Origin of the sequence: Cronobacter universalis NCTC 9529, assembly GCF_001277175.1 — a bacterium.
Taxonomy (GTDB): domain Bacteria; phylum Pseudomonadota; class Gammaproteobacteria; order Enterobacterales; family Enterobacteriaceae; genus Cronobacter; species Cronobacter universalis.
Genome location: NZ_CP012257.1, coordinates 3,920,600 through 3,934,877, shown reverse-complemented (window position 1 = coordinate 3,934,877; position 14,278 = coordinate 3,920,600). Strand labels below are relative to the sequence as shown.

Annotated in this window: 14 protein-coding genes; 4 read left to right on the top strand and 10 right to left on the bottom strand. The window is 59.5% G+C overall.

Features of this window, described 5'->3' with window-relative positions:
- Nucleotides 1-2: 2 nt before the first annotated feature.
- The 4 genes from dam to trpS are packed head-to-tail and all read left to right on the top strand — an operon-like array spanning nt 3 to nt 3,291.
- On the top strand, nt 3-821 hold the full coding sequence (dam, locus tag AFK65_RS18200; protein ID WP_007702648.1) for an adenine-specific DNA-methyltransferase: 819 nt from the start codon (nt 3-5) through the stop codon (nt 819-821).
- Nucleotides 822-865: 44 nt separating this feature from the next.
- Nucleotides 866-1,543 carry a ribulose-phosphate 3-epimerase gene (gene rpe, locus AFK65_RS18195; RefSeq protein ID WP_038858751.1) on the top strand — a complete coding sequence of 226 codons (678 nt, stop codon included), beginning with the start codon at nt 866-868 and terminating at the stop codon, nt 1,541-1,543.
- Entirely contained in the window at nt 1,536-2,294 is a 759-nt protein-coding gene (gene gph / locus AFK65_RS18190; protein ID WP_007702647.1) for a phosphoglycolate phosphatase, read from the top strand. Before rpe ends, gph begins: the two co-directional genes overlap by 8 nt.
- A complete protein-coding gene (trpS, locus tag AFK65_RS18185) occupies nt 2,287-3,291 on the top strand; it encodes a tryptophan--tRNA ligase (RefSeq protein ID WP_007702643.1) in 1,005 nt (334 codons plus the stop codon). The genes gph and trpS overlap by 8 nt, the downstream gene beginning before the upstream one ends.
- 84 nt (nt 3,292-3,375) lie before the next feature.
- Here the strand turns inward: trpS and AFK65_RS21390 are convergent, their stop codons facing one another.
- The 10 genes from AFK65_RS21390 to nirB form a co-directional block, all read right to left on the bottom strand.
- Entirely contained in the window at nt 3,376-3,546 is a 171-nt protein-coding gene (locus AFK65_RS21390) for a YhfL family protein (RefSeq protein ID WP_007702641.1), read from the bottom strand.
- Nucleotides 3,547-3,698: 152 nt separating this feature from the next.
- Nucleotides 3,699-4,430 (bottom strand): GntR family transcriptional regulator, encoded by a 732-nt coding sequence (locus tag AFK65_RS18180; protein ID WP_007702639.1) that lies wholly within the window; start codon nt 4,428-4,430, stop codon nt 3,699-3,701.
- A 101-nt stretch (nt 4,431-4,531) separates the two neighbouring features.
- Nucleotides 4,532-5,317 (bottom strand): fructoselysine 6-kinase, encoded by a 786-nt coding sequence (frlD, locus tag AFK65_RS18175; protein WP_038858753.1) that lies wholly within the window; start codon nt 5,315-5,317, stop codon nt 4,532-4,534.
- A complete protein-coding gene (gene frlC, locus AFK65_RS18170) occupies nt 5,314-6,144 on the bottom strand; it encodes a fructoselysine 3-epimerase (protein ID WP_007702634.1) in 831 nt (276 codons plus the stop codon). Before frlC ends, frlD begins: the two co-directional genes overlap by 4 nt.
- Before the next feature lie 51 nt (nt 6,145-6,195).
- Nucleotides 6,196-7,218, bottom strand: a complete 1,023-nt coding sequence (frlB, locus tag AFK65_RS18165; RefSeq protein WP_007702631.1) for a fructoselysine 6-phosphate deglycase — start codon at nt 7,216-7,218, stop codon at nt 6,196-6,198.
- Nucleotides 7,219-7,239: 21 nt separating this feature from the next.
- Nucleotides 7,240-8,580 (bottom strand): fructoselysine/psicoselysine transporter FrlA, encoded by a 1,341-nt coding sequence (gene frlA / locus AFK65_RS18160; RefSeq protein WP_038858756.1) that lies wholly within the window; start codon nt 8,578-8,580, stop codon nt 7,240-7,242.
- A gap of 284 nt (nt 8,581-8,864) precedes the next feature.
- Nucleotides 8,865-10,238 (bottom strand): siroheme synthase CysG, encoded by a 1,374-nt coding sequence (gene cysG / locus AFK65_RS18155; protein WP_007702607.1) that lies wholly within the window; start codon nt 10,236-10,238, stop codon nt 8,865-8,867.
- A gap of 21 nt (nt 10,239-10,259) precedes the next feature.
- Nucleotides 10,260-11,063, bottom strand: coding sequence for a nitrite transporter NirC (nirC, locus tag AFK65_RS18150; protein ID WP_038858758.1), 804 nt, complete (start codon nt 11,061-11,063; stop codon nt 10,260-10,262).
- A gap of 290 nt (nt 11,064-11,353) precedes the next feature.
- On the bottom strand, nt 11,354-11,680 hold the full coding sequence (nirD, locus tag AFK65_RS18145; protein ID WP_007702604.1) for a nitrite reductase small subunit NirD: 327 nt from the start codon (nt 11,678-11,680) through the stop codon (nt 11,354-11,356).
- Nucleotides 11,677-14,223 carry a nitrite reductase large subunit NirB gene (gene nirB / locus AFK65_RS18140; RefSeq protein ID WP_038858759.1) on the bottom strand — a complete coding sequence of 849 codons (2,547 nt, stop codon included), beginning with the start codon at nt 14,221-14,223 and terminating at the stop codon, nt 11,677-11,679. Before nirB ends, nirD begins: the two co-directional genes overlap by 4 nt.
- Nucleotides 14,224-14,278: the final 55 nt, after the last annotated feature.

Here is a 14,278-nt window from a genome sequence, read left to right as displayed (position 1 = left end):
GCATGAAAAAACATCGCGCTTTTCTTAAATGGGCAGGGGGGAAATACCCCCTGCTCGACGATATCAAACGTCATCTCCCTGAAAGGGAGTGTCTTATCGAGCCCTTCGTCGGCGCGGGGTCGGTTTTTCTCAACACCGACTATTCGCGCTATGTGTTGTCAGACATCAACAGCGATCTGATAAGCCTCTACACCACGGTGAAAGATAAAACTGACGATTACGTCAGTGAAGCGCGCCTGCTGTTTACCGCCGAGCATAATCAGGCTGAGGTGTACTATCAGCTGCGCGAAGAGTTTAACCAGAGCCGGGACGAATTCCGCCGCGCATTGCTCTTTTTGTATCTCAATCGCCACGGTTACAACGGGCTGTGCCGCTACAATCTGCGCGGCGAGTTCAACGTGCCGTTTGGTCGCTATAAAAAGCCCTATTTCCCGGAGACGGAGCTGTACCATTTTGCGGAGCGCGCCCAGAACGCGCTGTTTATCTGCGAATCCTACGACGCCAGCATGGCGCGGGCGCACCAGGAAAACAGCGCGGTAGTCTATTGCGATCCGCCTTACGCGCCGCTTTCCGCCACCGCGAACTTTACGGCTTATCATACGAACAGCTTTAATCTGGAACAGCAGCGGCATCTGGCGCAGCTTGCGGAAGGGCTGCAAAGCCAGCGCATTCCGGTGCTCATTTCCAACCACGATACCGAGCTGACCCGCCAGTGGTATCAGCAGGCGAAGCTGCATAAGGTGCGGGTACGACGCAGCATCAGCAGCAATGGCGGCACGCGCAGAAAGGTGGACGAACTGCTGGCGCTCTACGAAGCCTGAGCCGGTTCCGTCCGCCATACACACAAGACTTAATGGAGAAGCGGATGAAACAGTTTTTGATTGCCCCCTCGATTCTGTCGGCCGACTTTGCCCGGCTGGGTGAAGACACCGCACGGGTGCTGGCCGCCGGTGCCGACGTCGTCCATTTCGATGTTATGGATAACCATTATGTGCCCAACCTCACCATCGGGCCGATGGTCCTGAAGGCGCTGCGCGATTACGGCATTACCGCGCCCATCGACGTGCATCTGATGGTGAAACCCGTGGATCGCCTGATCCCCGATTTCGCCGGGGCGGGCGCCAGCATCATTACGTTCCACCCGGAAGCCTCCGAGCATATCGATCGTTCGCTGCAACTGATCAAAGAACACGGCTGCAAAGCGGGCCTGGTCTTTAATCCGGCGACGCCGCTGAGCTATCTCGATTACGTGATGGATAAACTGGACGTCATTCTGCTGATGTCGGTCAACCCCGGCTTCGGCGGTCAGTCGTTTATCCCGCAGACGCTTGAGAAGCTTAAAGAAGTGCGCCAGCGCATCGACGCGTCCGGGCGCGACATTCGTCTGGAAGTGGACGGCGGCGTGAAGGTCAGCAATATCGGCGCTATCGCCGCGGCGGGTGCCGATATGTTTGTCGCGGGCTCGGCCATTTTCAACGAGCCGGATTATCAGAAAGTCATTAACGATATGCGTAGCGAGCTGGCGAAGGTTTCTCATGGATAAGCTGCAAAAAATCCGCGCTGTCGCCTTCGATCTCGACGGTACGCTGGTAGACAGCGCGCCGGGTCTGACCTGGGCCGTGGATAACGCGCTCTATGCGCTGGAGCTGCCGACCGCGGGCGACGCGCGCGTTATCACCTGGATTGGCAACGGCGCCGATGTGCTGGTTGAGCGCGCGCTGAACTGGGCGCGTCAGGAGAAAGCTACGCTTCGCGCCGCCGCGGGCAAGCCGGCGGAAACTGACGCTATCCCGGAAGAAGAACAGCGCCGCATGATGCGCCGTCTGTTTGACCGCTATTATGGCGAGGCCGTCGAGGGGGGCAGCGCGCTGTTCCCGGATGTGGCCGGGACGCTTGACGCGCTGCGCCGTCATGGCCTTGCGCTCGGGCTGGTCACCAATAAGCCGACGCCGTTTGTGGCCCCGATGCTGGAATCGCTCGGTATCGCAGACTATTTCAGCATTATTATCGGCGGCGATGATGTGCAGAATAAAAAACCGCACCCGGAACCGCTGCACAAAGTCATGGACGCGTTGCGGGTCACGGCGCAGGAGTTGCTCTTTGTCGGCGATTCACGCAATGATATTCAGGCGGCGCAGGCCGCTGGCTGCGCAAGCGTCGGTCTGAGCTATGGCTATAACTACGGCGAAGCGATAACGTTAAGCCACCCGGATTTCGTCTTTGACCATTTCCGCGACTTACTGCCCGCGTTCGGGCTCCCCCACAGTGACAATCAGGAATTGAAAAATGAGTAAGCCCATCGTTTTTAGTGGCGCACAGCCATCCGGAGAACTGACCATCGGTAACTACATGGGTGCGCTGCGTCAGTGGGTTAACATGCAGGATGATTACCACTGCATCTACTGCATCGTGGATCAGCATGCCATCACTGTGCGTCAGGACCCAGCCGCGCTGCGCAAAGCCACGCTGGATACGCTGGCGCTCTATCTCGCCTGCGGCATCGATCCGAAAAAGAGCACCATCTTCGTGCAGTCTCATGTGCCGGAGCACGCGCAGCTGGGCTGGGCGCTGAACTGCTACACCTATTTCGGCGAACTGAGCCGCATGACGCAGTTCAAAGACAAATCCGCGCGCTACGCGGAAAACATCAACGCCGGTCTGTTTGATTACCCGGTGCTGATGGCGGCGGATATCCTGCTGTACCAGACCAATCTGGTGCCGGTGGGCGAAGATCAGAAGCAGCACCTGGAGCTGAGCCGCGATATCGCGCAGCGCTTCAACGCCATCTACGGCGACATTTTCCGCGTGCCGGAGCCGTTCATCCCGAAATCGGGCGCGCGCGTGATGTCGCTGCTGGAGCCGACCAAAAAGATGTCCAAGTCGGATGACAACCGCAATAACGTCATCGGCCTGCTGGAAGATCCGAAATCCGTTGTGAAGAAAATCAAACGCGCGGTGACCGATTCCGACGAGCCGCCGGTAGTGCGCTACGACGTGGCGAACAAAGCGGGCGTCTCTAACCTGCTGGATATCCTCTCCGCCGTGACCGGCCAGAGCATCCCGGAACTGGAGCAGCATTTCGAAGGCAAAATGTATGGTCACCTGAAAGGCGAAGTGGCGGATGCCGTTTCCGGCATGCTCACCGAGCTTCAGGAACGCTATCACCGCTACCGCAACGACGAAGCCTTCCTGCAAAGCGTGATGAAAGAAGGGGCCGAGAAAGCCCGCGCGCACGCTGGCGAAACGCTGAAGAACGTGTACGAAGCCATCGGGTTTGTGGCGCAGCCGTAATAAAAAACCGGGTCAGCCCGGTTTTATCCGTCACCGTGAAACCACCTCTCAGGAGGTGGTTTTTTATTGCTTAGCGCAGGCGCATTACTGCTCCGCCGCCGGGCCGCAGCCGCCGATCATTTTCGAAATCGATATCGCGGGGTGAAGCAGATAGTCGTAGCTACAGGTTTTATTTTTGTTTTCGATATGGCCGGTGCAGGCGGTCAGTGAGGTGAGTACGGCGGCCAGCATCGCGAGTTTTATAACGTGTTTCATTGTGCATCCCTTTAATAAAGTGTCCTGAGTAATTGATATGAATGTCTTTTTCGACCATCCATAACGGGACGACTTTATGCGGTTTCAGGCAGGGGAAGTCAACGTCAGTAACAGGACTTGCACAGCAGGAAAAACCTCGCGGGCGCGGGTGTTCAGCGCCGCTGGTTGTCGATGGTCAGCGTGACGCGGTTAGCGCGGCAGAACAACTCGGAATAGTGCACGGGTTTCTGATGCTGGTCGTAGGCGATTTTACTGATGCGAAACAGCGGCTCGCCCAGTTCGCATTTCAGCCACTGCGCCTCGGCTTTGGTGGCGGTGAAAATGTCGATGGTCTTTTTATCGCTCACCACCTGCGTACCGAAGCGCTCCTGAAACAGCTGATAGGTTGACGCGCCCGCGCTGTAGATCTCGTCAAACTGCGGGTAGCGGGAGAGCGGGATCCACGAGGCGTCGATAAACAGCGGTTCGCCATCGAGATACATCACCCGGCGCAGCAGGAACATCTCGCCGCCGCCCGGAATATTCAGCCGTTCGCAGAACGGATCGGCGCTGACGCGCGCCTGCTCAATCACTTCTTCTTTGGTGGGCTTGCCCTGCGATACGCCGAAATCGGTAAAGCCGCTCACGGTCAGCAGGGCGTTTTCGACTTTCTTGCTCTGCACAAACGTGCCTTTGCCCTGCCAGCGGATCAGGACGCCATCCTTCACCAGATCGCTAATCGCCTTGCGAATGGTGATGCGGCTGACGTTGTAGAGCGTACACAACTCGCTTTCCGTAGGGATCTGCTGCCCGGCCTGGTAAACGCCTTGCCCGATGTCATCAAGCAGACGCTGGCGGACGGTGGCATAAAGGAGTTGATGAGAGTAGCGCTCCGTAGCTGGCATGTATCGACCCTGAAGTTGTAGAAAACGTGGGGATGATTATAAGAGCGTTTATTGAGGAGTGACAGGGCGTTGGCGTGAGTTGCGTCACGCCAACGCAGACCTTACCAGGCGCCGTGATAGCCAAGCGTTCGCGCCGCGCACTGCGTACCCTGCTTCATGGCGTCGACGAGCGGCAGCCCGGCGGCGACAGCGCAGAGGAAACCGGCGATGTAAGAATCTCCGGCGCCCATCGTATCCACCACCTCGACCTGCTCCGGCGGCATGCGCCAGAACCGCGCGCCATCCCACGCCAGGCTGCCGTTCTCGCCGAGCGTGGCGATGGCGACGCCCGCGCCGCACTCCACCACCGTTTGCAGGCGGTCGCGCAGCCAGGGCGTCTCGTCGCGCGCGGAGGCAAACGCATAATCCAGATGTTCCGGCAGCGTGCGCCACAGCGGGCTTTCCCATTTGTCGGCAAAATCAAACGACAGCGTCTTCCCGGCGGCGTGAAGCGCCGGGAAGGCGGCGTCGGCATGGCCCCAGATGGCGGAGTGAATGATATCGAACCCTGTCAGCCAGCGCAGATCCTCGTCGCTGACCATAAAGTCCGCCATTACGCCTTCGGTATAGTCGCCAAGAATGCGGTCATTGTTGCGAAGCTCCACCTGAGTCTGCGCCGTCACGCCTGGTCTGGTATGCAGATGCGAGATATCGACGCCGTGGCACGTCAGATCCTGCTTCAGCATGTCGCCATAGTCGTCATCGCCGACCCAGCTGACGCAGGCGGGCCGCATTCCGTAGCGGGTGCTGTACACCGCCACGTTAACCGCGTTGCCGCCGGAAAACGCTTTGCCAAGCTGCGGGTAGATATCCACGCAGTTATCGCCGACCGTCGCCAGTGTTTTCATAGCGCCTCCTGTGGCAGCAGATCGCGAAAGCGCGCCAGCGCCTGGCGGGCGTAAAGCCGCGGTTCATTCATATACATGGTGACCAGCTCGATAGTGCAATAGCCGTCGTAGCCGCGCTCAATAATGTCGCGCATCAGCTCGCGCAGCGGCATTTTGCCTTCGCCGGGGATGTAATGGCTGTCGCTCGCGCCATCGCTGTCGACGATATGCAGATGGCGCAGCTTATCGCCCAGTTTGTCGAAGTAACTCATCACCGGCTCGCCCTGCACAAACGGCGCGCAGATATCGACCATGCTGTAGAGGCGCGGCGACGGTACCAGCGAGAGCGCCCGCAGCACGTCGTTCGCGTTGCACACGACGTTGGATTCATAAGGCGTCAGCGGCTCCAGCAGCAGATCGATGCCGATCTCTTCGGCGGATTCGCACAGCTCGCGCAGGTTATCGGCAAGGCGTTGCCAGATGGCGTCAGGCCCGGTGAGGTAGCCCGCGTGGGCGGCGGAGATCAGCGTAAAGCCCGCGTCCATCTCTTTGGCCATCTCCATCGCGAGCTTGATCATGTCGAGGCTTTCGCGGCGCATCCGCTCGTCGCCCAGCATCATGTTATAGGGATAGCCGTTAGTTTCCGGCGTGTAGCCGATGATCGGCATCTGATAAACGCGGGAAAGCTCTTTTACCTGGCGAATGCCGCCTGCGTTGAGATCCGGCGCAAACGCGTGCGGCCTGCCGCCCCACAGCTCCAGCCCGTCATAGCCGAGTTCGTGCGCGTCGCGAAAGGCGTGCTCCAGCGGCAGCCGCTGATGCCCGCAGGTAAACATACCCGTTTTCATAACCCTTCTCCTTGCAGCCATGCCCGACCCCCGCAAGGGCCGGGCGGGGGATTAATATTCAACAATGCCGCCGTAGTAGCGACGGTCGTCCGGGTTGTGGTCTTTGTAGATGGAGAGGTAGTAGCAGAGCCACTCCATCGGCACGAACATCAGGAACGGCGCGAGCCACGGGTGCAGCCCCTGGGAAATCTCCGCGTAGTCGATAACGATGACGTTATCGGTACGCTCGCGCACAAAGCGGATCGCGCGCTCGGTCGTGTGGCGGCTTTCGTCGTTGCCAAGCAGGAACAGGAACGGCACGCCCGGCTCGACGATCTCGAGCGGCCCGTGGCGGAATTCGCCGCTCTCAATCACCGAACCGTGCGTCCAGGTGAACTCCATCAGCGTCACGATCCCTTCTTTGTAACCAAGCGGACGCAGCGGGCCCGCGGAAACGGTGTAGATCATCGGCCACTGCGACGCCTGCTCGCCGAGCTGGCGGCCTTTGTCTTCCCAGGTGCGCACCAGGTGGCCCAGCGCCTGCGGCAGCTTGCGCAGATCGTTTTTGATTTTGCCGATCTCGGCGTGCGGCGCCTGGCGGGTGATCATCTCCAGCACCACGCTGTAGCAGAGCAGCAGGTGGATTTCCCAGATGCAGTCGGCTTCATACGCCACCACATGTTCGGCGGCCTGCACGATCGGGCTGTCCGGGCGTTTGGTGAACGCGGCGGTCAGCGCGCCGCAGGCCCCCCCCAGCTCCAGCGCCCTGATCACTTCTTCGGTTTTGCCGTAGTCGGAGACGCCAATCACCGCGCACTTCGCATCCAGGCGGTGCGGCGTGTTGTCGCAGAACTCCCAGCCGGAAAGCGCGTAAACCTGAAGGCTTGAGTAACGGTCCGCCAGGTGCTTCGCCGTCTGCGCCGCGTTAAGCGGCGAGCCGCAGGCGACGAAATAGATGCGGTCGATGCCGCGGTTGATCATCTCGTCCACGATGGCGTGCACGCGCGGCACATCCTTCGCAAGAATCTTCTCCACTTCCTGAACCATGTTTTCGGTGACCAGGAAATCCACGGTGCTTTTATCGATATTCAGCATGAAACAACTCTCCAGACAGGGTTAAGAAACATGAGCCAGACGGCGGTTGCGCTTTTCCCAGAAGGCGTAAGCGGGCAGGCCGGTGGCGATAACAATCAGGGCGCAGATAAGGCCGGGAACCGGCGCCCACGCAAAGGTGGACGCGACCAGAATCAGGCTTGAGGCGATGGCGGCGAAGGTCATGAGGCCGAAGGCCGGGGTGCGCCACAGCGGTTTGTAATCCTCACGCTTGCGACACCAGATGATGGAGCCGAAGGTGAGCGTGTTTTTAAAGCACATCACCAGGGTGAAATAGCCGAGCAGGCTGGTGAGGTCTGACACGAAGATGAAGAAGATGCCCAGCGCGCACTGCAAAATGATGGAGACATCCGGCGTGTTGTATTTCGGATGCACATGGCCGAAGCATTTGAAAAACAGGTTGTCTTTCGCCATCGCGTATTCGAGACGCGGCTGGTACATCACGCAGCTGGAGAGCGAACCTAAAATAACGATCATGGCGGTAATGGCGACAAATACGCCCGCCACGCTGCCAAGCGCCGGAATGTAAGTCAGCGCGTCGGAAATCGGCGTTTCGGAGGCGGCGAGCTTGTCGAACGGCATCAGCCCGGAGATAACCAGCGCCAGCAGCGAGTAGAGCACCAGCACCAGCAGGCAGGAGCCAATCAGCGCCCGCGGCATGGTTTTGCCGGGGTTTTTGATTTCGCCGGTCATGTAGCAGATGGACGCCATACCGGTGTAGGACCAGCTGGTGGCCGAGATCCCCGCCAGCAGCGCCATGATACCCGCCGCCGCGCTGGTGGTGGCGCTGGTGGCAGGCGCCGTGAAGTTATCACCCTTCAGCCAGAAAACGCCGATGCCAATCACAATCGCGAAGGGAATGATTTTGGCGATGGTAATCAGCGTCTGGAATGTGGCCCCGCCCTCCACCGAGCGCAGGTGCAGCAGCATAAACGCGAGGATCAGCCCGGTGGCGACAAGCTTGCCGGTGAGCGGATCGAGCGGCACCAGAAAGCCGAAATTGCTGACGATGGCGAGCGCCATAATGGAGAGCGACGGCGCGTCGTTGGCCCAGAAGCTGGCCCAGCCGGAGAGAAACGCCAGCGGGCGGCTGCCGGCGTTTTTGAGATAAACATAATCAGCGCCGTTCTCGGGGTAAGCGGTAGAGAGCTCCGCGTAAACGCACATCTGCGGGATCACAATCAAACCGCCAATCACAAAAGCGAGCACCGTGAGCCACGGCGTGCCTGCCGCTTTCGCCACTTCACCAACCGAAACGAAAATACCGGAACCGACGGTCGTTCCGACGGAAATGGCCAGCACGGCCCAGAAGCCGAGCTTGCGTTGGAGTTCCTGGCCTTCCATATCGTTACCTTTTTAGTATTGAACAGGGTTGTAGGATTCAGAGCGCGTCGCCCGGATGAAGGCAGCAGGAGGCCGCACGACCCGTCAGGTGGGGTCGCGGAATGCCGTCAGGCTGTTTTCATGATGAGATGACGCATAACGAATATAACAACACATGATGAATGGCGTGGGCGAGGTAGATCACAAAATCGCCGCATGTTAGCGATATGTAATATATTTTCCGGTTATCTGTTTGAAATATAACGAAAGAAATTTTCAGGCCAGCGGCGCTGGCCCGAGAGGGGTTATTTAGACGAGAACCAGTTGAGTTTATCGCGCAGCGCCACGACGCGGCCGACGATAATCAGGCTTGGGCTTTCCACGCGCTGCGCCAGCGCGCCAAGTTCGGCCAGAACGCCGGTAACGACGCGTTGTTTTACGCTGGTCCCGTTTTCAACCAGCGCCACCGGCATCTGCGGATCCATACCGTGTTCGATGAGTTTTTCCTGAATAGCCGCCGCCTGGTTCAACCCCATGTAAAACACCAGCGTCTGTTTTTCCGCGGCGAGGTTACGCCAGTCAAACTTACCGCCGTTTTTCAGATGCCCGGTGACGAGGCGCACGCTCTGCGCGTAGTCGCGGTGGGTCAGCGGCAGCCCGGCGTAGGCTGAACAGCCTGACGCCGCGGTGATGCCGGGTACCACGGAGAAAGGAATGCCCGCGTCGCAGAGCGTTTCCAGCTCCTCGCCGCCGCGCCCGAAGATAAACGGATCGCCGCCTTTCAGGCGCACGACGCGTTTGCCGCGCTGGGCTTCACGCAGCAGGATCTGGTTGATCTCCTCCTGCGGCACGCAGTGATAGCCCGCGCGTTTGCCGACGAACACGCGATCGGCGTCGCGGCGCACCAGATTCATAATCTCATCGGAGACCAGACGGTCGTAGACCACGATATCCGCCTGCTGGATCTGCTGAAGCCCCTTGAGCGTCAGCAAACCCGGATCGCCGGGGCCTGCGCCCACCAGCACGACTTCGCCGCGGTCATCAAGCGGTTCGCCAAGCAGCGTTTCGGTAATACGGGCGACGGCCTGTTCATCGTCATTGGCCAGCGACTGCGCGAGGCGGTCGTTCACGAAGAATTTTTCCCAGAAGCGGCGGCGCTCGCTCATCGAGGCGAAGGTTTGCTTCACGCGGCGACGGAGCTGCCCGGCATAGCCTGCGACTTTCCCGAGGTGTTGAGGCAGCAGCGCTTCGAGCTTTTCGCGCAGCAGACGCGCCAGCACGGGCGACGTGCCGCCGGAAGAGACGGCCACCATCAGCGGCGAGCGGTCGATAATCGACGGCATGATGAAGCTCGCCTGTTTCGGCGCATCCACCACGTTGCAGAAAATACGCCGCGCTTCGGCAGCCTCGCTGACCTGATTATTCACCGCGTCGTCATCCGTGGCGGCGATCACCAGCCAGCACTCATCCAGAAGCGTGGCGTCAAACTCGCCCTGCGCCAGGCGCAGCATGCCCTGCTCAGCCCAGGCTTCAAACTGCGGCGCGAAGGCAAGCGCGTTGACCGTAAGCGCAGCGCCTGCCTCCAGCAGCAGACGCGCCTTACGTTCTGCGACATCGCCGCCGCCGACCAGCAGGCAGGCGCGATGACGTAACTGACAAAATATCGGCAGGTGATCCACGGCGTATCCTTCTTATCGGGCTTAACGGGCGGTTTCTGGTGCGGTGTGGGCGGCGGGCTGCGGGCGCTCCGCTTTCGGGGTAGCATACCAGTAACCCAAACCCATGAACACGGCGCCAGAGAGCGTATTGCCGAGGGTTACCCACAAGAGGTTATGACCAATACCACTGAGTGTGAAGGCCTCGTTGTGATGACCAAACCAGGAGAGCGCGAACAGCGTCATGTTGGCGACGGAGTGCTCATAGCCCGAAGCGATAAAGGCCAGCAGACACCACCAGATGGCGATAAATTTCGCCGCCCCTTCGGTGCGGATCGCCATCCATATAGCGAGACACACCAGCCAGTTGCACAGCGCGCCTTTAAAGAACAGCGCCATCGCCGGCGCGCTGGTTTTTGCGAGTGCAACGGTATGTACGAGGCTGGTGTCGACCGGCAGCAGGCTGCCGCCGCCCCAGCTGTAAAGCAGCGCGACAAACACCGAGCCGACCAGATTGCCAAGCCAGGTCTGCGGCAGGATTGCCCACATCTGGCCGTGGCTGATGGCGCCCGCTTTGACGCCGAGCGTCAGAAACATCGTGTGCCCGGTGAAAAGCTCGGAACCGGCGATAATAACCAGCGTCAGCGCGATGCCGAACGTGGCGCCCATCACCAGCGGGCGAACCGAAGGGTCAAGCAGATTGCCGAGGGTGAAAATCAAAATAATGCCGAGCCCGACGTAGGCGCCCGCCATCGCGGAGCTGACCCAGAAGCCCAGAGGATTATTTGCCGAGAGGCGAGCGATGCGGGCCGCATTGGCCGCGCACTTGTTGATCGTGTCGGTAAACATAGTGGTTATCCTGAAAAGTGAGTGAAATTAAAAAGTTAAGAAACTTAAAAAGGTGATTCAGAATGGCGCGCTGTTTGTTGCGCGCGTAATTGTCGTTGTCCGTAACGGGCGTTCCCGTAATGCGAACGCCGGTGGCGCTTTTCATGCGCGGAGGCTTTAGCCTCTCTGCTTTACAACGCCCTTTGCGAAGGGCGGTTGTTGCTATTTGAAAACCGGGGTGGATGCGCTGCGCTTATCCACCCTGTGGTTTTTCACCCTCTCCCCGAAGGAAGAGGGGCGGGCGAGGGGGTTTACGCCTTCACCTGTACCTGACCGTCCTTCACGCGCGCCTCAAAGTGCGCCACAGAACGGCTTTCATCTTCCATACACAGCCCATCTCGCAGGCGGAAGCGCTGTTTTTTCAGCGGGCTCGCCACCCATAACTCGCCCTGATGTTCGGCGATAATGCCGCGCGACAATACGCTTGCCTCAAAGAACGGGTCGATATTGCTGATAGCGTAAACCTCGTCGTTCGCGCGCGGGCGGAAAATCGCCACCTGGTTTTCGCCGATCAGCGCGCAGACGCCGGTCGCCGGGATAATCTCATCGAGCGAACAAATCGTGTTCCACTGGCTCATACGGTTTCCTCCACGAAGGTGACAGGGATGCGCTCATACGGCGTGGCCGGACGGTGTTGCTGGCGCTCCGGCACCACCTGCACGTTCGGGTCGCGGCGATCGCTGTTCACGAAGTGTTTAAAGCGGCCCTGCGCCTGCGGATCGTTGACCGTTTCGGTCCACTCGCAAATCACCGCCTCGCGCAGACGGGTCATTTCGGCTTCCAGCTGGCTGTTCAGGCCCAGCTTGTCGTCGATGATGACGCGTTTCAGGTAGTCGATGCCGCCTTCCATGTTGTCCAGCCACGGCGCGGTACGGGTCAGTTTGTCGGCGGTGCGGATGTAGAACATCATGAAGCGGTCGAGATAGCGCACCAGGGTCTCTTTATCGAGATCCGCCGCCAGCAAGTCCGCATGACGCGGTTTCATGCCGCCGTTGCCGCAGACATAGAGGTTCCAGCCTTTTTCGGTGGCGATAATACCGACGTCTTTACCCTGCGCTTCGGCGCATTCACGCGTACAGCCGGAGACGCCGAATTTCATTTTGTGCGGCGTGCGGATGCCTTTATAGCGGTTTTCCAGCTCGACGCCGAAGCCCACGCTGTCGCCGACGCCGTAACGGCACCAGGTGCTGCCGACGCAGGTTTTCGCCATGCGCAGCGCTTTAGCGTAGGCGTGGCCGGTTTCGAAGCCCGCGGCAATCAGCTGACGCCAGATTTCCGGCAGATCGTCTTTCTGCGCGCCGAAAAGACCAATGCGCTGAGAGCCGGTGATTTTGGTGTAGAGGTTAAATTCGCGGGCGATACGGCCCACTTCCATCAGCCCTTCCGGCGTGATCTCGCCGCCGGCGGAGCGCGGGATCACGGAGTAGGTGCCGTCTTTCTGGATGTTCGCCAGGAAGTTGTCGTTGGTATCCTGCAGCGGCGTGTGCTGCGGTTTGAGAATGTACTCATTCCAGCAGGACGCCAGCAGCGAGCCGACGGTCGGCTTACAGACTTCGCAGCCGTAGCCTTTGCCATATTTCGCCAGCAGTTCCTCGAACGATTTAATGCCTTCGACACGAATGAGGTGATACAGCTCCTGGCGGGAGAACGCGAAGTGCTCGCACAGGTTGTTGTTCACTTCGATACCCTGTTTCGCCAGTTCGGCGTTCAGCACCTGAGTGACCAGCGGGATACAGCCGCCGCAGCCGGTACCGGCTTTGGTTTCAGCTTTCAGCGCCGCGACGGTATGACAACCTTTGTTGATGGCGGCGATCAGCGCCCCTTTGGTCACGTCGAAGCAGGAGCAAATCTGCGCGCTGTCCGGCAGTTTATCGACGCCGATAGACGGTTTGCCCTGGCCTGCGTGCGCCGGGAGGATCAGCGAATCCGGGTTTTCCGGCAGCTCAATACCGTTCAGCACCAGTTGCAGCAGGTTGCCGTAATCGCTGGTGTCGCCCACCAGTACCGCGCCGAGCAGCGTTTTGTTGTCTTCGCTGACGATAAGGCGTTTGTAGATCTCTTTGCTTTCGTCGAGGAACACATAGCTGCGTGATTTCGGCGTGCGGCCATGCGCGTCGCCGATGCCGCCGACGTCAACGCCCAGCAGTTTCAGCTTGGCGCTGAGATCCGCGCCTTCAAACTGGTTGCCCGCGTTGCCGAGAATGTGGTCAACCGCCACCTGCGCCATTTTGTAGCCAGGCGCGACGAGGCCATAGACGCGGCTGTTCCAGCTGGCGCATTCGCCGATGGCGTAGATATCCGGGTCGGAGGTCTGGCACTGGTCGTTAATCATGATGCCGCCGCGCGGCGCAATCTCGAGATCGCACTGTTTCGCCAGTTTGTCGCGCGGGCGGATACCGGTGGAGAAGACGATGAAGTCGACTTCCAGCTCGCTGCCGTCGGCAAAGCGCATGGTTTTACGCGCTTCAGTGCCCAGCTGGACAATCTCCTGGGTGTTTTTGCTGGTGTGAACTCGCACGCCCATGCTTTCAATTTTACGGCGCAGCTGCTCGCCGCCCATCTGGTCGAGCTGTTCCGCCATCAGCATCGGCGCGAATTCGATGACGTGGGTTTCGACGCCTAAGTTTTTCAGCGCGCCCGCGGCTTCCAGACCGAGCAGACCGCCGCCGACGACCGCGCCGCGTTTGCTGCGACGCGCGCAGGCTTCAATCGCGTTCAGATCTTCGATGGTGCGGTAAACGAAGCAGTCCTGGGTTTCGGAGCCTTTAATCGGCGGGATCCACGGGTAGGAGCCCGTCGCCATGATCAGTTTGTCATAGAAGACCGTGCGCCCGGCGCTGGAGTGAATCACTTTCTCCTGGCGGTTAATGGTGATCGCACGCTCGCCCACCAGCACTTTCACGCCGTGCTTGTCGTAGTAGCCTTCGCGGACCAGCGACAGCTCTTCAGCCGTGTGGTGGGAGAAGTAAGAGGAGAGGTGCACGCGGTCATAGGCGATGCGCGGCTCCTCACAGAAAACGGTGATGTCGAACTGGCCTGGATCGGCTTTATCGAGAAGGTCTTCGATAAAGCGGTGACCAACCATGCCGTTACCGATAATTGCGAGTCTGACTTTGCTCATTTTTGCCTCGATTTCTTTTCTATTACCGCCTACCTTAACGATTCAGCACCCCCGC